Below are 16,947 nucleotides of genomic sequence, written 5' to 3'. Positions count from 1 at the left end.
GATGCCGCTCAAGACCACCAAGTTCGACATCAAGGATCATCTGAAGACGCTAGAGCAGCAGATCGCCTATCTCGAAGCGGCGCTGGAAGAGGACGATCCCTCGTTCATCGCGACAGCTATCGGCGACATCGCCAGAGCTCGCGGCGTATCGCAGTTTTCGCGCGAAACTGGCTTGAGCCGCGAAGTAATCTACAAGTCATTCCGGCCCGGCGGCAATCCGACTATTGAAACCCTGAACAAGGCGACAAAAGCGCTCGGTTTGAAGCTGAAGCTTGTTCCGAGCGCCGCCTAGCTGCGCAGATAGCGGCGCGCGCTATCCTCGCAGAATTGGAGTCAGCCAGGGGCCCGCTGCGCGGCTGTGACCGGACAGGAATTGGCCTTGCAACGAGCCTTACTCCGCGCTGCCGGGTACCGTGCGCAAATACGCCACGATGGCATCGAGGTCATCTGAACTGATCCGGGCGTAGTAGTGGTATCCCATCGGTCGACCGAGACGGCTGCCGTCGCGGCTGACACCGTCGGTGATCGCACGCTTGATCTCGTCGTCACTCCATGCGCCGATCCCATTGGTCTTGTTCTGCGTGATGTTGCGTGAAACCGAGATACCCCACGGCCCGGAGAATTTGACGCCACCCGCGCCAAGACTGCTCTTGTATTCTCGTCCCCTCGGTCCAATCGGCGTATGGCACGCCATGCAATGCGCGATCGTGACGAGATAGAATCCCTTCTGCACCTTGTCGCTCATCATCGGTTCGGCGAATGGGTTCTCGCCGCCCGGCGGAACGTTCTCGACTTGAGGCACCTTGTAGATCGGATCGGGCACCTTGTTGTGGACCGGCGTGATCGTACGCAAATATGCGACGACCGCGTCGAGATCATTTTCCGTCAGGATGTGATAGAAGCTGGTCGGCATGATCATCGCGGTATGCACGCCCTTTGGGGTTTGCCCGGTCCGCAGCAGTTTCTTGATATCGGCGTCGCTCCAGCTTCCGATGCCTGTTTCCTTGTCTTGCGTGATGTTGGCGGCATGCACTGTGAACGGCGGCTCGTCCCAGTATCCCCCGCCCGAGAACGCCTTCTCCAAAACATCGCCGTTCGGTCCCTTGGGCGTGTGGCAATTGCCGCAAGCCAGAATGCCGTTGACAAGGTAATCGCCCCGCTTGACGAGTTCGGATTGGGCCCATGCCAGATTGGTGGTGGCGATGACGACAAGCATCATGAACAGGCTACGCATATCGGTTTCCTCGAAATTTCTTGGTGATGAAAAATTCAATTTCTGATCGGGCGCAGCTTCGCGCCCGGCACAAGAGCATTCAATCAATCAACTCAAGCGGCGGTCCATGCGATCGCAATCGCGGAAGGCTCCAAAACAGCGAAGTCACGCTGGCCTTCCTCACGCCAATGCTAGACCCGCATCAAGCACTTTGGCAATGTCCGCGATGGCTCGGTTGCAATGGCCTTGGCGCCGCCAGCGTTGTTCTTCGCCCTTACTCCCGCGCCAATGGCAACGCGACTGATTTATCGCGGCGGTGGATGCTCCGCCGGATCAAAGCCCAGCAGCCCAGCGCTGGACACTCCCCGCGATGTTACGGAGGTCCGCGTGAGGTGCTCCGAACTCAGACCGTCGCGACCTCTCGTTCGCCATGCGCCGCTTGCCGCGTCTGCATGCTCTCCCGGACCAGCAACCAGCAGAACAGGATGATCACCGGAGAACCAAAAGGCAGCGGCTTCACGACCGACAGCTGATAGAGGACAGGTAGGTAGAAGACCATCGGCGCGAGAAACGTCACGCCAAGCACCATTTTCGACCAGGCCGGAAAGCCGACCTTCAACCACTCGCGGAGCATCCAGGCCAGCGGCAGCGCCATGATGAGCATGTCGTAGAACAGGCAGAACGGCGTAATCAGAAGGCAGGTGAGCACGATGATCGAGCGTTCAGTCGCAGCACTGATCTTTTGACGCAATATCCAGACCAGCACACACGTCATGCCCAGCGCCACGAGGCCGTGAATGATAAAGGCCGTGTTGACGCCGGCGCCGAGCAGGCGCGCTGTCGCGTACGCGCTCTGCAGCAATGAAAACTCGACGTCGCCGTTCTCCAGAGCCTGACGGGCCGAGTGAGAGACGTCGAGGAAGTTGAGCCATGTATCGAGGCCGAACAGCAGCGCGGACAGCACGACGAGCGAAATCGACGACAGGCCTGCCCAGATCAGCGTGCGCCAGCGACCTGTGACGATCAGGGCGATCGGCACGGCCAGCGCCAAATGCGGCTTGATCACCATCAGCCCGAGGATCGCGCCCGCGAGCTTCGGCCTCCGGTCCATGATGTTGAGACCGCACCCAAGGATCGATGCCGTCAGAAAGGCGTTCTGCCCCGCCACGGCATTAAGATAGACCGGCGCATAGGCAAGGATCGCGACCAGGCACCAAGGCGTTCGCAAGATACGCCAGATCACCGCGGCGAACGACGCCGCCGTCATACCAATGAACACGAACAGCGAGGCGAAATACGGCGCGAGCGCGAGCGGCACGCACAAAAGCAGCATCGTCGGCGGATAGAAGAACGCCTCGTAGCCCTCTCGCAGGTATGGAGCTTCCGCGAGCAGATGCAATTCGGGCACATAAACCTCGGCGGGATGCCCGGCCAACACCTGGAGCGACGCGGCCCAGAAGGTCAAAAAGTCCGAGCCGAGCAGAAAGTTATTCGCGCCATAGCCGCCATCGCGGTAAAACAGCAAAAGCGACCTCGCAAGGGTCAGCACCAGCACAATTGCGATGCCACTCACGTATAATCGGGCGCGCGGCGCGGTGAGCCATGGCATGTCTTTCAGCATTGGCAATTCCCAAAACACCACCTTGAGACATAGCGACTTCAATTCCAGAATGACAAATCGGTTGCAACTTAACGCTACCGTTTAAGGCTACCATAACCGGCGTACACTTCTCGGCGTCGATAGGCGTTTGGCTTCGCGGAGACCTCGTCGAGCCCACACCATCGGAGGCGGCGAACATCCGCGTCTGCCAGCCGGCACATGGCGCTGCAGCGCCTACCGGACGGCGCCGGCTTCGGCCTTTGCACGAGAGGATTAACCTCGATCCACCGGGCATCCGCGGAACTTCCAGCGATTAACCCAACGCCGCAGGGAGATCGGCCACTCGCTTGCGCCACCGCCAGTTGCGGTATACAACCGCTTGCATTTCAAGCAATTCTTAGTTTCTGGCAGTTTCATGAACGGATTTGGAATGGTGCGCGCCCGTGCGGAGCGCAGCGGATACGACCGTGCATTGGCCATTGCCTGCCTCATTGTGTTGGTGCTTTACGCTGTACTGCGTGTTACCGAAAGTCGTTGACGGTACCGGCGCGACCGGGCTCGACTTTTCGTGCTTTTGGAGCGCGGGGAAAATGGCCCTCGATGGCCATGCCGCCACCGCCTACGATTGGCCGCGGTTGCGGCAAGCGATCATTCAAATACATCCCAGCTTGAACGACGCTCCGTTCCCCGTTTACGAAGTACCGATACCGTTTTTCTACCCGCCGTTTTTTCTCTTTGCGGCGGCACTGCTGGCACTATTGCCGTTTCCGACCGCGTTCTGGATCTGGAGCACCGCAAAGCTGCTGTGCTGGGCGCTCGTTGTTTCCGCCATCCGGCCGCGCTTCGCCGTACTGCTGCTGGCATTCGGCGTGCCGGCCGTCCTGTACGATTTCATCGTCGGCCAAAGCTCCTTGCTGGCGGCATCGCTGCTCGGCGCGATTCTGCTGACGCTGGACCGGCGTCCGATCGTCAGCGGCTTCCTGATCGCGCTGCTGATCTTCAAGCCGCAATATGGCGTCCTGCTTCCCCTCGTTTTGATAGCTACTGGACGCTGGACCGTCTTCATCACAGCCAGTTTGGTGACACCGGTGCTCTTGCTGCTTACCGGGCTTACCTTCGGCTGGGACACTTTTGAGGGGTTCCGTGAGGCCGCCGTCTTCGCAACGACGCAGTTCCATCTCACCGGCACGCTGGCTTGGTACAAACTGCAGAGCGTCTACGGCGTGCTTCGGTTTGCCGGTTTTGGCTATGGATCGGCTATGGCACTGCACGTCGCGGTCGCTGCGGCAGCCGCGACGTGGACGCTGATCATATGGCGCCGCAATGTCAGCTTCGCCGTCAAGGCCGCGTGCCTGCTCGTCGCGACCCTGCTCGTCTCTCCCTACTTCGCGATCTACGATACGGCGCTACTGGCTCTCGCGATCATCTTTCTCATGAACGCGCCCATGGCCGAACATGGCGCGCTTCTCTCGAATCGCTCCGAACTACGGATCGGGTTCGGCGTGCTTGTCCTGGCGGGGTTTACCTACCCGGTCGCGCTCGTGCCCGTCGGTCCGTTCATGTGCGCGACCCTCGTCGCGATGATATGGATGCGATGCAGGCAACCCGGTGTTAAGTCGGATCTGGCTTACGGCTGACCAGGCCACCGCCAATTGGCGGACTTTCCGATAGCTCCCATCAATTCGTCTTCGGCGTGAGCATCTTGCCTTCGATCTTGGGAAGATCGTCGGTCGAGGCCGACTTGTCGCCGCCGGCACGGCGGGCGAGTTCGACCGTGAGCCGTTCGGCGGCTTCCGGCTGCATCAGGCCGAGGATGTCGGACATCTTGCGCGGCTGGATCTGCGAGGCGATCTGGTAGAGCACATTCATTTCCAGGCGATCGAACACCTTCGCGGCGTCCTTCGGCTTCATGTTCTCGTACATGGTGACGATGCCCTTGAAGCGCGCGGCATCGGCTTCCGCCTTTGCCGCGGCATCGGCATTCGTCTTGGCATCATTGGCCTTGGCCTCCTCGACCTTGGCCTCGATGCGCTTCTCGGCGGCCTTCAGCAGGCTTTCGCGGATCTCGACCTCGCGCGCACGCGTCTCGAGCTCCTGGCGGCGCGCCTGCAGCCGCTCCAGGATCGCGCGCTCGGATGCCGACACTTGCGGCGGCGCATCCAGGTTGACGACGACGCCATCGGGCTTGGACGGCTCCGCGGCCGGTGCGGCCGGCTTCGGCGCCTCGTCCTTCTTGGCGTCCTTGTGCTCGACCGATCCCGTGATGTCGCCGGGATCGGCCTTGATCTTGCTGTCAACCACCGCCTTGCCGGCGCCGGGGAAGTTGAAATTCTGTTGCGCCCAAGATGGGCCAGCCGGGCCGGCCGGCGGCGTATCGTCGGCGAACACGTAACCGCCATCGAGCACGAGGCCGGCGACCTTCAGCATCATCAGGCCGAAGATCGCGACCAGCACCACGGGCATCACTCTGATGTCACGAAGCAACTTCATGCAGCGAGACCGCCGGCCCTCCTGCGCTCGGTGAAGGCTTCAGCCGCCGCGGCAACCGCGTGCGCGGCCGAGACCCTGGGCGCCGGCGCCACTGGCGCGGCTGCTTGCGCCGGTGCCTGCGCGGGCTCGGACGGCCGCGCGGCCATCGCGATCTTGGACAGGCGGCGCACCACGTGGTCACCCTCCGCCAGCTGGTTCTTCAGCAGCGCCGACATCTGCGTCGCCGCATCGAGCTGATTGCCGAGGTTCTCGTTGACGTCGCGCACCGCGTGCTTCAACCCGCCGATCGCCCGCTCGGCGATCTCGGTCGCGGTGATCAGTTCGGCGATCGTCGCCTTCAGCGAATGTTCGTCGGCCTTCAGCCGCTGCAGCCGCTTGTTGAGCAGCCAGCAATAGCCGATCGTCAGCATCAGCAGCACGGCTACCAGACTCTCGATTGCTAGTCCAAGCACATGACTCATGGTGCCTCCATCATCTTGGTCCGCTCGTCCGCCTTCTCGAACATCGCGAAGGTGGTTTGGGGTTTACGCAAATTCTTGGTGACGCGGATCGCGACACGGTCGCCGACCCGGCCCATGCGCCCTTCCGTCAGGGTGACGTTGCCGCAGCGCACCGAGACCAGCGTGTCGGAGCGGATATCCAGCGGAAGGGTGTCTCCGACCTTGAGCTTCATCAGCTCCTTCAGCGGAATGTCCGCTTCATAGAGCACCGCGTCGACCGAGATCTCGGCCTGCGCCACTTCGGTGGCGAAATGGCCTTCCCAGATCGGGTCGCGACCGAATTTTTCGCCCATGAACATCTGCAACAGCACGTTGCGGATCGGTTCGATGGTGGCGTAGGGCAGCAGCAATTCGACATTGCCGCCGCGGTCTTCCATGTCGATGCGCAGACGCACCAGGATCGCGGCATTGGCCGGGCGGCTGATCGCGGCAAAGCGCGGGTTGGTCTCGAGCCGGTCGATCGTGAAGGTCACCGGCGACAGCGGCCGGAACGCCTGCTCGGCATCCGACAGCACCACCTCGACCAGGCGCTTGACGAGGTTGGTCTCGATCGTGGTGTAGGGCCGGCCCTCGATGCGCAGCTGGGTCTGGCCGCGGCGGCCGCCGAGCAGCACGTCGATCATCGAATAGATCAGGCTGGAATCGACGGTAGCGAGCCCGAAGTTCTCCCACTCCTCCGCCTTGAACACCGAGAGCACCGCCGGCAGCGGGATCGAGTTCATGTAGTCGCCGAAGCGCACCGAGGTGATGCGGTCGAGCGAGACCTCGACGTTGTCGGAGGTGAAATTGCGCAAGCTGGTCGTCATCAACCGCACCAGGCGGTCGAACACGATTTCGAGCATCGGCAGACGCTCGTAGGACACCATCGCGGAATCGATGATGGCGCGGATGCCGGAATGGTCGTCGAGGCTAACGTCGCCGACCGTGAAGCCGAGGAGATTGTCGATCTCCTCCTGCGACAGCACGCGCTCGCCATTGGTGCTCTTGCTGCCGAAGTCGCGGCTGCCGTCCTCGACCATGGCGGCCCATTGCAGCGCCATGTTCTCGGTGAGCTCGTTCTTGGCGGCTTCCGCCGCGGCCGCCGCGGGATCCTCGGAATCGAGCGAGGCTTCCCACTGCGCCGCAATGGCGTCCTGGTCCATCTGGTCGTTGCCGGCCATGGCTTACATCCACCCCGTCACTGGATCACGACTTCCTTGAACAGCACCGCGTTGACCTGGTTGGGTGCCAGCGCGAGGTTGACGCGTTTGGTCAGTTCTTCCTTGAGGCGGAACAGGCCGGCCGAGCCGTTGAGGTCGCTCGGGCGCAGCTCGCGCATGTAGGTCTGGAACAGGTCGGTAACGCGCGGCAGCGCCGGCTTGATCGCCTCGACCTGCTTCTCTTCCTTGACCTCGAGCACGAGCTTCAGCTTGAGATATTGCACGCGCTCGCCGGGCGCACCGACCAGGTTGACCAGCATGTCCGGCACGTCGACGAAGCTCGGCGGCTTCGGCGGCGGCGCTTCGGCGTGCTGCTCCTCGCCGTGGCCGCGCATGAAGAAGAACCAGCCGCCGGCGCCCGCGCCGAGCACGACGAGGAAGCCGACGACGGCAATGATCAGCTTGAGCTTGCCCTTCTTCGGTGCGGCCGCGCCCTCGCCGCTGTCCGTCTTTTCCTCGTCCGCCATCGTCCGCTCGCTTCACTCTGAAGGATGCGAACGCGATTTGCACCAGCCTTGGCCTGAAGACGCGATACAAATGCCGCCGGCGCACACGCGCCCCAATGCCGGCAACACTGGGGTCATAATGGTTAACGGAAGCTTAGGATTTACCATCCACTAGGAAAAAACTGCCGGGCAAACATGGTCAACAAGACCTTTCTGCCGCCCCTTGCGCGCCACGGCCAAACACCTAAGCCGTTCAAATAACACGCCATTCCAAGTTGGCACGGCTTTCGCTGAGAGGACGGCGTAACCTGAGGGTTTGGGAGAACCCAATGGTTACCGACGGGTCCGGCGTGAAGGTTTGGGAGAACCTGCATTCGGATCGCCTCACAGGGGAGAACCACCGATGCAGAATACGCTTCTGGTCGGCCTATCGAAGCAGATGGTGCTGGAACGGCAGATGGATGTCGTCTCCAACAACATCGCGAACATGAACACCAACGGCTACAAGGCCGACCGGTCGCTGTTCCAGGAATATCTGTCCTCGAACGCGCATGAGGACAATTTCGCCTCCTCCGACCGCCGCGTCTCCTTCGTGCAGGACCGCGCGACCTTCCACGATTTCGCGCAGGGCCCGACCGAAGAGACCAAGAACCCGCTCGACGTCGCGATTGACGGCAATGCCTTTCTGGTGGTGCAGACGCCGGGCGGCGAGCGCTACACCCGCGAAGGCAGCCTGCAGATCAACAATCGCGGCCAGTTGGTCACCGCTTCGGGCTACCAGGTGCTCGGCACCGCCGGCCCGATCACCTTCCAGCAGACCGACCACGACGTCTCGATCGCCGCCGACGGCAACATCACCGTGCTCGAGGGCACCTCCCGTCTCGACTCGATCCGCGGCAAGCTGCGCCTCGTCTCGTTCGCGCAGGCCCAGCGCCTGCTGAAGGAAGGCTCCAACCTCTACGCGCCGGGCGAAGGCACGCAGGCTCTGCCGGACACCAAGGCCCAGATCCGCCAGGGCTTCATCGAGAAGTCGAACGTCAATTCCGTCGTCGAGATGAGCCGCATGATCGAGATCACGCGGACCTACACCCAAATCGCCTCGCTGCTGCAGCAGCAGAGCGACCTGCACAAATCGGCGATCGAGAAACTCGCCGACGTGCCGAACTGATCGGGGGGATTGACCGATGCGCGCACTTTATACAGCTGCGACCGGAATGGCGGCACAGGAACTCAGCGTTCAGGTGATCTCCAACAACATCGCGAACCTGCGCACCACCGGCTACAAGAAGCAGCGCGCCGCGTTCCAGGACCTGATCTACGATCATGTGCGCCGGGTCGGCGCGCAGGCCTCCGATCAGAACACCATCATACCGATGGGCATCGACCTCGGCGGCGGCGTCAAGACCGTCGGCACGCCGCGCATGATGACCCAGGGCACGCTGTCGCCGACCGGCAACGATCTCGACATCGCGATCCGCGGTGAAGGCTTCTTCAAGATCCTGATGCCGGACGGCACCTTCACCTACACCCGCGACGGCTCGTTCCAGATGGACAATCAGGGCCGCATCGTCAACGCGCAGGGCAATTTGCTGCAGCCGACGATCACGATCCCGCAGAACGCATCCGGCCTCACCATCAATGCGCAAGGCCAGGTCTCGGTGACGCTGCCGGGCCAGACCGCATCGACCAACATCGGCCAGATCGGCCTGACCCGATTCATCAACAAGGCCGGCCTGATGCCGATCGGCGACAATCTGTTCCAGGAAACGCCGGCCTCCGGCCAGCCGCAGGACGGCACCGCCAACACCGACGGCTATGGCGACATGCAGCAGAGCAACCTCGAACAGGCCAATGTCGAGGTGGTCTCGGAAATCTCGGACCTGATCGCCGCGCAGCGCGCCTATGAGATGAACTCGAAGGTGGTCTCCGCCGCCGACCAGATGATGCAGTCGACCTCCAACCTGTTCCGCTGAGGATGATGTCGATGATCGCCCGCTCACTCCTGATCGCAGCCACGCTCCTCGCCGTCACCGTGGCGCCGTCCGCCGCGCAAAGCCGTCGCGAGACGATCGCGGTGCCGACGCTGCGCGCCAGCATCACGGTCGCCGACGACATCGTGCGGGTCGGCGACCTCATCGACAACGCCGGCAGCGCCGGCAGCGTCGCGGTCTACCGCGCGCCGGACCTCGGCACGACAGGCACGCTGCCGGTCGCGCAAGTGCTCAACGTGTTGCGCTCGCACCAGGTGATCGGCGTCGATACCCGCGAGCTGAAGGAGATCACCGTCACCCGGCTGGCGCGCACCATCGACAGCAAGGAGATCGAGCAGCAGGTGTCGCGCGCGCTGGAGGGCCGCCACGGGCTCGGCAGGGCCGGCAACATCGCGCTGACCTTCGACCGCGATCCCGGCGACATCCGCCTCGAGGCCACCAATACCGGCGCGATGCAGCCGATCGCCGTGCGCTACGACCCGCGCTCGACGCGTTTCGACCTGACCTTCGAGATCGGCAACGACGCCGGCGCCGCGCCGTCGAAGCTGCGCTTCACCGGAACCGCGATCGAAACCATCGAGGCCGCCGTGCTGACGCGCAATGTCGAGCGCGGCGACGTGTTGAAGGCCTCCGACGTGATCGTCGAGCGCCGTCCGAAGGCCGAAATCGGCAACGACGCGGCGGTGCGCGACAGCGCCGTCGGCATGCAGGTCCGCCGCCAGCTCCGCCCCGGCCAGGCGCTGCGCGTCGCCGACCTCGCGAAGCCCGATCTCGTCACCCGCGACCAGAACGTCACGCTGATCTACCGCACCGCTGGCCTCTACCTGACGATCCGCGGCAAGGCGATGGATGGCGGCGCCGAGGGCGACACCGTCAGCGTGATGAATCTGCAGTCCAAGCGTGCCGTCTCCGGCGTCGTCACCGGCCGCGGCGAGGTCTCGATCTCGGTCGCGACCCCGCGCGCGGCGCCGACCGCCGACGCCACCGAATCCAATTCCGCTTCCGTCAAGCTGAGTTCAGTCGCACCAAACGCCGAGTAAAGTTCATGTCCCAGTACCGCATCAACCGCCTCGTCCTGACCGGTGCGCTGCTCGCGCTCGGAACGATCGCCAGCGGTTGCTCGTCGATCGACCGTCTCTCCCAGATCGGCGAGCAGCCGAAGCTGTCGTCGATCGACAATCCGACCACCCAGCCCGGCTACAAGCCGGTGCAGATGCCGATGCCGAAGCCCGAGGTCGCCTCCTACAGCCCGAACTCGCTGTGGCGCAGCGGCTCCCGCGCCTTCTTCAAGGATCAGCGCGCCGCGCGCGTCGGCGACATCCTGACCATCACGGTGAACTTCACCGACAAGGCCGCGATCGCCAACGAGACCCAGCGCAGCCGCACCAACTCCGAGGATTCGGGCGTCACCAACTTCCTGGGCTCGCAGACCATCACGCAGCCGAACAAGATCCTGCCCGGCCGCATCCTGACCGCCGACTCCACCGCCTCCAGCGACGGCAAGGGCTCGGTGAACCGCCAGGAAGCGTTGCAGACCAACGTCGCCGCGGTCGTCACCCAGGTGCTGCCGAACGGCAATCTCGTGGTCGAAGGCAAGCAGGAGATCCGCGTCAACTTCGAAATCCGCGAGTTGATCGTGGCCGGCATCGTGCGCCCGGAGGACATCCAGAGCGACAACACCATCGATTCCTCGAAGATCGCCCAGGCCCGCATCGCCTATGGCGGCCGCGGCCAGATCACCGACGTGCAACAGCCGCGCTACGGACAGCAGGTTCTCGACGTGCTGCTGCCCTTCTAACGGCATGATCCAAGAGTGGAAACCGGTTTTCGGAAACGGATCATGCCTGAGTAGGACCTTTACGAGCTCCCACATCTCGTCGCGAACCTAGGCGCGGCGCGGTGTACCAACACGGCCCTCGCTAGCTCCCCTGGCGAGGGTCGTGGCTTTTTGTGACCGGTGGCGTGCGCCGGCACGATCGCCGCGCACCAGTCCGATACCGCTTCACGAAAGTCGCGCCATCGCCTTGTCGGTTCGTTAACCCTCGCAGCAGCGCGCAGTAGAAGTCCCGGCGCTTGCAACGTAGGGAGACGACAACGCAGGGTTTTCTGTTTGTATGACGGTCATGCAAAGAGACGGACGATATGCGGCGTGGTTCCGGACGCCGCGGGGCGAAGGCACCGGAATAGTCCAGCTTGCAAATGGCAGGATCTCGGGCGGCGACGCCATGTTCATTTATGGCGGCACCTATCAACTCGATCAGGACCGCTTCACGGCGACGCTGACGACGCATCGCTATGCCGACGGCCCGTTCACCACCGTGTTCGGATGCGACGAGGTCGAGGCGCAGCTGACCGGCTCGTTCAACGGCAACCGGGCGGTGTGCTCGGGCACGGCCAAGCAGGCCCCCGGCGTGCTGTTCGAAGCCACGCTGTTTCTGCAGCAACAGGAGCCGGAGCCCGCCCCCGGCCCAAGGACCACGACTACGCGCGCGGATGTGGCGAGGCTGCCGAAGCTCCCCGGCCGGCGCACGACGGTCGTGAGCAGGCGTTTCAGCTAATCCGTCCGCAATCCCGATGGCGTCGCCACCCGGTCCGGCGTACGATCGCGCATGCGCGAAGCGCAGCCCGATCGATGCAGCCGGAAGGAGGAACGCATGTATGCCGCCATCCGTCACGCCAAGGCGAAGACCGGTAGCGCCGAGGAACTCGCGCGCCGGATCAAGGAAGGCGCAATCCCGATCATCAGCGACGTTGAAGGCTTCATGGCCTATTACGTGGTCTATGCCGGCGACGATACCGTCACCGCGATCAGCGTCTTCAACAACCATGCCGGCGCCGAAGAGGCCAACCGCCGCGCGCTGGCCTGGATCGATGACAATCTCGGCCCATTGCTGGTCGGCCAGGCCACCGCGGTTGCGGGTCCAGTGATCGTGCATACCAAGGCATAACGGCCGCAACCGGGTTGCGGGTCCGGTGATCGTGCATACCAAGGCATAACGGCCGCAACCGGGTTGCGGGTCCAGTGATCGTGCACACCATAGCCTGACGGCAGCGCCCGGCAAACTTCGCCCGGCAGAAGCTGCCGGCGGCGCGTCGTGCGCGCGTGGCGGCGTCGCGATCCCGTTGAAATCACGGCTGCAACGGATGGCACGCCATTTGCTCCACGATTGCAGCATTGCAATGGGGACTGCGCGCGCAGATGACGTCGATCTCGGCCCTTGGATCGGTCACCGCCAGCATGACGACTGGCACATTGAAGAAACCGCTGACCGCCGACGCCACCGGCGGCAGCTCGCTCGGCGACACCGTCGAGCAGAAATTTCTCAAATATGCGCAGATGAGCCCGATGGACCGGATGCGCGCGAACATCCTCAAAAGCATGGGCATGTCGGAAGAAGATCTCAAGAACATGACGCCGGATCAGCGCGCCACGGTCGAGCAGAAGATCAAGGAGCTGATCGAGCAGGCGTTCCAGAAGAACGCCGGCAAGGCCGGCCAGGCGGTCGACATCTCGGCCTAGCTTGCCTGCGCGGGAGCGCGACGCATTCACGCGTCGGGCCTGTCGCTCAGGACAATGAAGACCTTGCCGCCGAAGTCGTATCGCGCGACCTCGCGCATGCCGAGCCGCAGATGCGCCTTGAGCGAACGCGGGTTGTCTTCCCTGATGAACAGGATTGCCTCGCGGCCGGGGAACGTCGCCTGAAGCTTCGCGTACAACGCATCCAGCACGCCAAGGCCGCGCGCGTCCCGCGAGACGCACACCGGACCATAAACATACGCATCTGCCCGCCCCGGCCAGGCCTTCAGCATGGCCTGCACCGGCGGCGCCTCGCCATATCCCTTCTCCGATGTCAGGAGCGCGCCGAGCAGTCTGCCCTCATCGTCGGTCGCGACGACGATCGATTGCCCGCTTGCAATGCGCGTCTCGATCACGTCGCGCGGCCATTGCCCGAGCAGCATGCCACCGTGCTCCCCGTTGTTGGCCGTCAACAGCGCGGAGATGGCGTCCGCATCGGACAATGTGGCGAGCCTGGTCTTGATCATCGCGGATGGATCGCGAGCACCATGGCGGCGCAGCTCACGCCTTCTTCTTTGCGGTCGCGCGGGTACCCGCGGCCTTCTTTGCCGGCTTCTTCGCAGATTTCCTGGATTTGGCCTGGTTGAGTTCGATCGCAGCACGAATGAGCGTCTTCAGCGCAGGGGCGTTGATCTTGTCGCCCTCGAACAGATCGATCGCGCGCCGCGCATTGCCCTCGAAGCCGGTGTTGAACAGCTTGTCGGGGTCGGGCAGCTGCGCGCCATACATGAAGGTCAGCTTGACCTTGCCCTTGTGGGCGTTGCCGACCGCAATGATGCCGTCGCGCGACCACACCGGGCTGCCCATCCACTTCCACTCCTCGATGATCTCAGGATCGGCGGCGAGGATGCTCTTGCGCAGGCTGGCGAGCGTCTTGCCGCGCCAGTCGGTGAGGTCCTCGATCATCCGGTCGATACGTTCCGATGCCGTCATTGCTGTCTCTCGCGCCTCATCCGCCCCAAGTCGTCACGTCATGCAATCACACTTGGGACGCGGACGTCGATCCCCCATGCTGACGCCGCGGCGACAGATATGGCAACGCGAACAGATAAAGGCCGCTGAGCAGCATGAAGATCAGCGGGAACAGCGCTAGCAAGCCGATCCAGACCGCCTGCTGCTGCAGGACCATGGCGACGATGTTGATGATGACGGCGACCGTGAAGGCGATCGAGAGCCAGCGGTGCGATTGCCGGATCCAGTTGTTCCAGTTCAATGTGACCTCCTGTTGGTGAGTGAATGATCCAGCGTCATTGCGAGGAGCTTCCGACAAAATTGCAGAGCAATTTTGCGCTGAAGCGACGAAGCAATCCATCTATCCGTGTATGCGGCACGATGGATTGCTTCGCCGAGCCTGTCATCGGGCGGCGCTATGCGCCGACCCGTTGGCTCGCAATGACGAGAGAGAGAGGCCGTCAACCTTGCCGCGCCATCAGCTGATCGAGATTCTCGAGGAACTGCTTCCATCCGGCATGAGCGCCGCCATAGGCCTGCTTCTGATGCGGCTGGAAGCCGGACTGCTCGACGCGCAGATGGGTGCCGGTCGCCGTCGGCGTCAGCGTGAAGACCACAACGCTCTCGAGATTGTAGGCGGCATCCGCATGCACGAAATTCCAGGTGTAGGACAGCGTCCTGTGCGGCTCCACAGCGAGCACCTTGCAGTCCAGCACGCCGCCCCACTCGCCGCGCAGGTTGAAGCTGTGCCCGACCTCGGGCTTGAAGTCGTTCTTCATCAGCCACTCCTCCATCAGATGCGGTTGGGTCAGCGCGCGCCAGAGCTTTTCCGGCGGATGAGGAAATTCACGCTCGACGATCGCGGAACGCGTTTCAGCGGTGGTCTTGTTCATTGGTCCATCCTTTTGAGGAGATCTTCGAGGTGGTCGAACCGGTTCTGCCAGAAGCCCGCCATCTGGCTGGTCCAGTCGATCAGCGGCGCCAGCGCGCCGAGTTGCGCGCTGTAATGGGTCTGCCTGCCTTCATGGCGGTCGCGCACCAGCCCGGCCTGCTTCAGCACGCCGAGATGCTTCGACACCGCCGGCTGCGAGATCCTGGCGCGGGCCGTCAGCGCGCCGACGGTCTGCTCGCCCTCGCGGCACAGGCGCTCGAAGATGGCCCGGCGGGTCGGGTCTGCGAGGGTTCGAAACAGGATGTCGTGAGCGTCTGGCATTTGCGATCAATAACCCATTGGTTATGGATTAACATATAACTATCCAGCTATGGATAAGTCAACCGCAAACTTCGGCGGCTCGACAGCGGCCGCGCCACCTGAGGCTTTCCGGCTCGATGGCACAACAAGACCGCCCGCGCCTTTCATAACCCGCAGGTTATCCGGTGGCGGCGATCGGCCCGTCGGGCAAATCCGGGCGGAACGAAGAGCAAAGCTCGGGCAAATCATGTCGCGAGAACGCGGAAGTTTGACTCACAACGCGCGCAACACATTCAATGTCGTCCTGGCGAAAGCCAAGACCCATTACCCCAAATGAGCGTTGTTGCGCGATGCTGGGGCCACGATCTCGTTCATCATCAGGTGCGGTGGTGGGTCCTGGCATTCGCCAGGACGACGATCGTGTGCGTGGAATCCGCTCTGTTATCACCCGGCTCGCCGCCTCCGCTGAAGCTTCGGCGCGCCAAGGATGCGTGGCCTCGTCGAAGCCTTGGCGAAGACGGGACCGGGCGATCCAGTACGCCGCGGCCTCTCGGATCAAGCACAGCCGTCTCTGCAATACTGGATCACCCGCTTTCGCTTTAGCGGGTCATCACACCGCGCTGTTTGACATCTTGAATTGCGACTCGTCCTCACCGTCATCCCTGCCTAGTGCGCAATTGCACATGGGAGCAGGGACCGAGCATGAAACCGTGTCGTTGCGGTGGCACTGCGCATGATCTACAACCTTTGCACGGACGCGATTGCTATTCCCGGATAATTTTACGGAGATTTTTGATGTGCCAGCTTTGCGAAATCGCAGCTCCCACCCAGACCTCCCGGCGCCGCTTCCTCGCTGCCGCGGCCTGCACCGCCGCCAGCCTCGCCCTTGCCCCGCCGGTTTCCGCCAGGGAAACCAAATCGCCGCCGAAGCCGCAGAATGTGCTGGCGCCGGACGCGGCGCTGGAGCGGCTGGTGAAGGGCAATCTGCGCTATGTCGAAGGCGTCTCGCGGCGGCATGATTTCAAGCACGAGCGCGAGGCGCTGGCCGGCGGACAGAATCCGTTCGCCGGCATCCTGAGTTGCGCGGACTCCCGCATCGCACCGGAATACGCCTTCGACACCGGCCGCGGCGATCTGTTCGTCTGCCGCATCGCGGGCAATTTTGCCAGCGACGAGACCATCGCGAGCCTGGAATATGCATCGGCCGTGCTCGACGTGCCGCTGTTCATGGTGCTCGGCCACGACAGCTGCGGGGCGGTCGACGCCGCCATCAAGTCGCTGAAGGACAACACCACCCTGCCCGGTCATCTGCCCTCGCTGGTCAATGCGATCGCACCGGCGGTGAAGGCGACCGAAGGCAAGGGAGGCGACCGGCTCGCCAACGCCATCAGGCAGAACGTCATCGACAACGTCGCGAAGCTGAAATCGGCAACGCCGATCCTCAGCGCCGCGGTCGGTCAGGGCAAGCTCAGGGTGGTCGGCGCGGTCTACCGGCTGACCGACGGCAAGGTCGAACTGGTCACGGACGCCAAGCGCCCGGCGACTTGAAAGTCAGGTGAATTCAGTAAAGTCAGGTCAAGGTCGCGCAACACACTCGGTGTCGTCCCTGCTTTCGCACTAGGGCATTTACACATCTCTTCGAGGCTAGAAAACCGACTCATCATCAAGGGGTTAGCTACTAGGCGAGAGCCGAAATCGGCGGGCGCAACCCTAGTGCAGATGAGTAAGCTCTCTGCGGTTTTCGGCCAACTCTTTGAGAAGACTCCGGAAAGACTGCGGAGGATATGT

The 16,947-nt window shown here is 63.0% G+C and carries 21 protein-coding genes; 10 read left to right on the top strand and 11 right to left on the bottom strand.

Annotated features, from left to right (window positions below):
* The first annotated feature begins 1 nt into the window (after position 1).
* Positions 2-292, top strand: coding sequence for an addiction module antidote protein (locus J2R76_RS01505; RefSeq protein ID WP_028339801.1), 291 nt, complete (start codon positions 2-4; stop codon positions 290-292).
* Between the two features lie 99 nt (positions 293-391).
* Here J2R76_RS01505 and J2R76_RS01500 read toward each other — a convergent pair whose 3' ends face one another.
* Together J2R76_RS01500 and J2R76_RS01495 are read right to left on the bottom strand one after the other, a co-directional pair.
* Positions 392-1,234, bottom strand: coding sequence for a cytochrome c (locus J2R76_RS01500; RefSeq protein WP_253589864.1), 843 nt, complete (start codon positions 1,232-1,234; stop codon positions 392-394).
* A gap of 382 nt (positions 1,235-1,616) precedes the next feature.
* Positions 1,617-2,834 carry a glycosyltransferase family 87 protein gene (locus J2R76_RS01495; protein WP_253623691.1) on the bottom strand — a complete coding sequence of 406 codons (1,218 nt, stop codon included), beginning with the start codon at positions 2,832-2,834 and terminating at the stop codon, positions 1,617-1,619.
* 569 nt (positions 2,835-3,403) lie between these two features.
* On the opposite strand from J2R76_RS01495, the gene J2R76_RS01490 reads away from it, so the two are divergent.
* The gene (locus tag J2R76_RS01490; RefSeq protein ID WP_253623690.1) at positions 3,404-4,450 is read left to right on the top strand and encodes a glycosyltransferase family 87 protein; all 1,047 of its coding nucleotides are present in this window, start codon (positions 3,404-3,406) and stop codon (positions 4,448-4,450) included.
* Positions 4,451-4,490: 40 nt separating this feature from the next.
* Here J2R76_RS01490 and J2R76_RS01485 read toward each other — a convergent pair whose 3' ends face one another.
* From J2R76_RS01485 to fliL, 4 genes are read right to left on the bottom strand one after another with little or no spacing between them, the layout of a single operon-like run.
* The gene (locus J2R76_RS01485; RefSeq protein ID WP_253623689.1) at positions 4,491-5,303 is read right to left on the bottom strand and encodes a MotE family protein; all 813 of its coding nucleotides are present in this window, start codon (positions 5,301-5,303) and stop codon (positions 4,491-4,493) included.
* A complete protein-coding gene (locus J2R76_RS01480) occupies positions 5,300-5,764 on the bottom strand; it encodes a DUF6468 domain-containing protein (protein WP_253623688.1) in 465 nt (154 codons plus the stop codon). The genes J2R76_RS01485 and J2R76_RS01480 overlap by 4 nt, the downstream gene beginning before the upstream one ends.
* Complete coding sequence (gene fliM / locus J2R76_RS01475) at positions 5,761-6,963, bottom strand: flagellar motor switch protein FliM (protein ID WP_253623687.1); 1,203 nt, start codon at positions 6,961-6,963, stop codon at positions 5,761-5,763. Before fliM ends, J2R76_RS01480 begins: the two co-directional genes overlap by 4 nt.
* A gap of 17 nt (positions 6,964-6,980) precedes the next feature.
* Complete coding sequence (fliL, locus tag J2R76_RS01470) at positions 6,981-7,469, bottom strand: flagellar basal body-associated protein FliL (RefSeq protein WP_057018626.1); 489 nt, start codon at positions 7,467-7,469, stop codon at positions 6,981-6,983.
* Positions 7,470-7,851: 382 nt separating this feature from the next.
* On the opposite strand from fliL, the gene flgF reads away from it, so the two are divergent.
* The 7 genes from flgF to J2R76_RS01435 all read left to right on the top strand — a co-directional run bounded on the left by flgF (position 7,852) and on the right by J2R76_RS01435 (position 12,959).
* Positions 7,852-8,616 carry a flagellar basal-body rod protein FlgF gene (flgF, locus tag J2R76_RS01465; RefSeq protein ID WP_057018627.1) on the top strand — a complete coding sequence of 255 codons (765 nt, stop codon included), beginning with the start codon at positions 7,852-7,854 and terminating at the stop codon, positions 8,614-8,616.
* 16 nt (positions 8,617-8,632) lie between these two features.
* Positions 8,633-9,421 carry a flagellar basal-body rod protein FlgG gene (gene flgG, locus J2R76_RS01460; RefSeq protein WP_076825657.1) on the top strand — a complete coding sequence of 263 codons (789 nt, stop codon included), beginning with the start codon at positions 8,633-8,635 and terminating at the stop codon, positions 9,419-9,421.
* Between the two features lie 2 nt (positions 9,422-9,423).
* Positions 9,424-10,479 carry a flagellar basal body P-ring formation chaperone FlgA gene (gene flgA / locus J2R76_RS01455; RefSeq protein WP_253623686.1) on the top strand — a complete coding sequence of 352 codons (1,056 nt, stop codon included), beginning with the start codon at positions 9,424-9,426 and terminating at the stop codon, positions 10,477-10,479.
* 5 nt (positions 10,480-10,484) lie between these two features.
* Positions 10,485-11,237, top strand: coding sequence for a flagellar basal body L-ring protein FlgH (gene flgH / locus J2R76_RS01450; RefSeq protein WP_028337175.1), 753 nt, complete (start codon positions 10,485-10,487; stop codon positions 11,235-11,237).
* Positions 11,238-11,664: 427 nt separating this feature from the next.
* A complete protein-coding gene (locus J2R76_RS01445; protein ID WP_371852101.1) occupies positions 11,665-11,997 on the top strand; it encodes a hypothetical protein in 333 nt (110 codons plus the stop codon).
* A gap of 96 nt (positions 11,998-12,093) precedes the next feature.
* Entirely contained in the window at positions 12,094-12,387 is a 294-nt protein-coding gene (locus J2R76_RS01440; RefSeq protein WP_028337177.1) for a hypothetical protein, read from the top strand.
* A 227-nt stretch (positions 12,388-12,614) separates the two neighbouring features.
* Positions 12,615-12,959, top strand: coding sequence for a hypothetical protein (locus J2R76_RS01435; protein ID WP_253623685.1), 345 nt, complete (start codon positions 12,615-12,617; stop codon positions 12,957-12,959).
* A 26-nt stretch (positions 12,960-12,985) separates the two neighbouring features.
* Here the strand turns inward: J2R76_RS01435 and J2R76_RS01430 are convergent, their stop codons facing one another.
* The 5 genes from J2R76_RS01430 to J2R76_RS01410 all read right to left on the bottom strand — a co-directional run bounded on the left by J2R76_RS01430 (position 12,986) and on the right by J2R76_RS01410 (position 15,180).
* Complete coding sequence (locus tag J2R76_RS01430) at positions 12,986-13,483, bottom strand: GNAT family N-acetyltransferase (RefSeq protein ID WP_076825662.1); 498 nt, start codon at positions 13,481-13,483, stop codon at positions 12,986-12,988.
* A gap of 34 nt (positions 13,484-13,517) precedes the next feature.
* Positions 13,518-13,949, bottom strand: a complete 432-nt coding sequence (locus J2R76_RS01425) for a DUF1801 domain-containing protein (protein ID WP_076825664.1) — start codon at positions 13,947-13,949, stop codon at positions 13,518-13,520.
* A gap of 46 nt (positions 13,950-13,995) precedes the next feature.
* Positions 13,996-14,229 (bottom strand): hypothetical protein, encoded by a 234-nt coding sequence (locus J2R76_RS01420; RefSeq protein ID WP_076825666.1) that lies wholly within the window; start codon positions 14,227-14,229, stop codon positions 13,996-13,998.
* A gap of 199 nt (positions 14,230-14,428) precedes the next feature.
* Complete coding sequence (locus J2R76_RS01415) at positions 14,429-14,860, bottom strand: SRPBCC domain-containing protein (protein ID WP_057018633.1); 432 nt, start codon at positions 14,858-14,860, stop codon at positions 14,429-14,431.
* Positions 14,857-15,180 carry a helix-turn-helix transcriptional regulator gene (locus tag J2R76_RS01410; protein WP_016846748.1) on the bottom strand — a complete coding sequence of 108 codons (324 nt, stop codon included), beginning with the start codon at positions 15,178-15,180 and terminating at the stop codon, positions 14,857-14,859. The genes J2R76_RS01415 and J2R76_RS01410 overlap by 4 nt, the downstream gene beginning before the upstream one ends.
* A 774-nt stretch (positions 15,181-15,954) precedes the next feature.
* On the opposite strand from J2R76_RS01410, the gene J2R76_RS01405 reads away from it, so the two are divergent.
* Complete coding sequence (locus J2R76_RS01405; RefSeq protein ID WP_253623684.1) at positions 15,955-16,707, top strand: carbonic anhydrase; 753 nt, start codon at positions 15,955-15,957, stop codon at positions 16,705-16,707.
* Positions 16,708-16,947 lie beyond the last annotated feature (240 nt).

This window comes from Bradyrhizobium sp. USDA 4532 (assembly GCF_024171315.1).
In the GTDB taxonomy this organism is placed as follows: Bacteria; Pseudomonadota; Alphaproteobacteria; order Rhizobiales; family Xanthobacteraceae; genus Bradyrhizobium; species Bradyrhizobium australafricanum.
This window is presented reverse-complemented; position numbering and strand designations above follow the sequence as displayed.

Excerpts from the sequence above, each read along its gene's own strand:
- fliL (WP_057018626.1), bottom strand. The coding sequence starts at position 7,469 with ATGGCGGACGAGGAAAAGACGGACAGCGGCGAGGGCGCGGCCGCACCG.
- flgG (WP_076825657.1), top strand. The coding sequence starts at position 8,633 with ATGCGCGCACTTTATACAGCTGCGACCGGAATGGCGGCACAGGAACTC.
- J2R76_RS01425 (WP_076825664.1), bottom strand. The coding sequence starts at position 13,949 with ATGACGGCATCGGAACGTATCGACCGGATGATCGAGGACCTCACCGAC.
- J2R76_RS01485 (WP_253623689.1), bottom strand. The coding sequence starts at position 5,303 with ATGAAGTTGCTTCGTGACATCAGAGTGATGCCCGTGGTGCTGGTCGCG.
- J2R76_RS01490 (WP_253623690.1), top strand. The coding sequence starts at position 3,404 with ATGGCCCTCGATGGCCATGCCGCCACCGCCTACGATTGGCCGCGGTTG.
- J2R76_RS01500 (WP_253589864.1), bottom strand. The coding sequence starts at position 1,234 with ATGCGTAGCCTGTTCATGATGCTTGTCGTCATCGCCACCACCAATCTG.
- J2R76_RS01410 (WP_016846748.1), bottom strand. The coding sequence starts at position 15,180 with ATGCCAGACGCTCACGACATCCTGTTTCGAACCCTCGCAGACCCGACC.
- J2R76_RS01495 (WP_253623691.1), bottom strand. The coding sequence starts at position 2,834 with ATGCTGAAAGACATGCCATGGCTCACCGCGCCGCGCGCCCGATTATAC.
- J2R76_RS01480 (WP_253623688.1), bottom strand. The coding sequence starts at position 5,764 with ATGAGTCATGTGCTTGGACTAGCAATCGAGAGTCTGGTAGCCGTGCTG.
- flgA (WP_253623686.1), top strand. The coding sequence starts at position 9,424 with ATGATGTCGATGATCGCCCGCTCACTCCTGATCGCAGCCACGCTCCTC.
- flgH (WP_028337175.1), top strand. The coding sequence starts at position 10,485 with ATGTCCCAGTACCGCATCAACCGCCTCGTCCTGACCGGTGCGCTGCTC.
- J2R76_RS01445 (WP_371852101.1), top strand. The coding sequence starts at position 11,665 with ATGTTCATTTATGGCGGCACCTATCAACTCGATCAGGACCGCTTCACG.
- J2R76_RS01430 (WP_076825662.1), bottom strand. The coding sequence starts at position 13,483 with ATGATCAAGACCAGGCTCGCCACATTGTCCGATGCGGACGCCATCTCC.
- flgF (WP_057018627.1), top strand. The coding sequence starts at position 7,852 with ATGCAGAATACGCTTCTGGTCGGCCTATCGAAGCAGATGGTGCTGGAA.
- J2R76_RS01415 (WP_057018633.1), bottom strand. The coding sequence starts at position 14,860 with ATGAACAAGACCACCGCTGAAACGCGTTCCGCGATCGTCGAGCGTGAA.
- J2R76_RS01505 (WP_028339801.1), top strand. The coding sequence starts at position 2 with ATGCCGCTCAAGACCACCAAGTTCGACATCAAGGATCATCTGAAGACG.
- fliM (WP_253623687.1), bottom strand. The coding sequence starts at position 6,963 with ATGGCCGGCAACGACCAGATGGACCAGGACGCCATTGCGGCGCAGTGG.
- J2R76_RS01405 (WP_253623684.1), top strand. The coding sequence starts at position 15,955 with ATGTGCCAGCTTTGCGAAATCGCAGCTCCCACCCAGACCTCCCGGCGC.
- J2R76_RS01440 (WP_028337177.1), top strand. The coding sequence starts at position 12,094 with ATGTATGCCGCCATCCGTCACGCCAAGGCGAAGACCGGTAGCGCCGAG.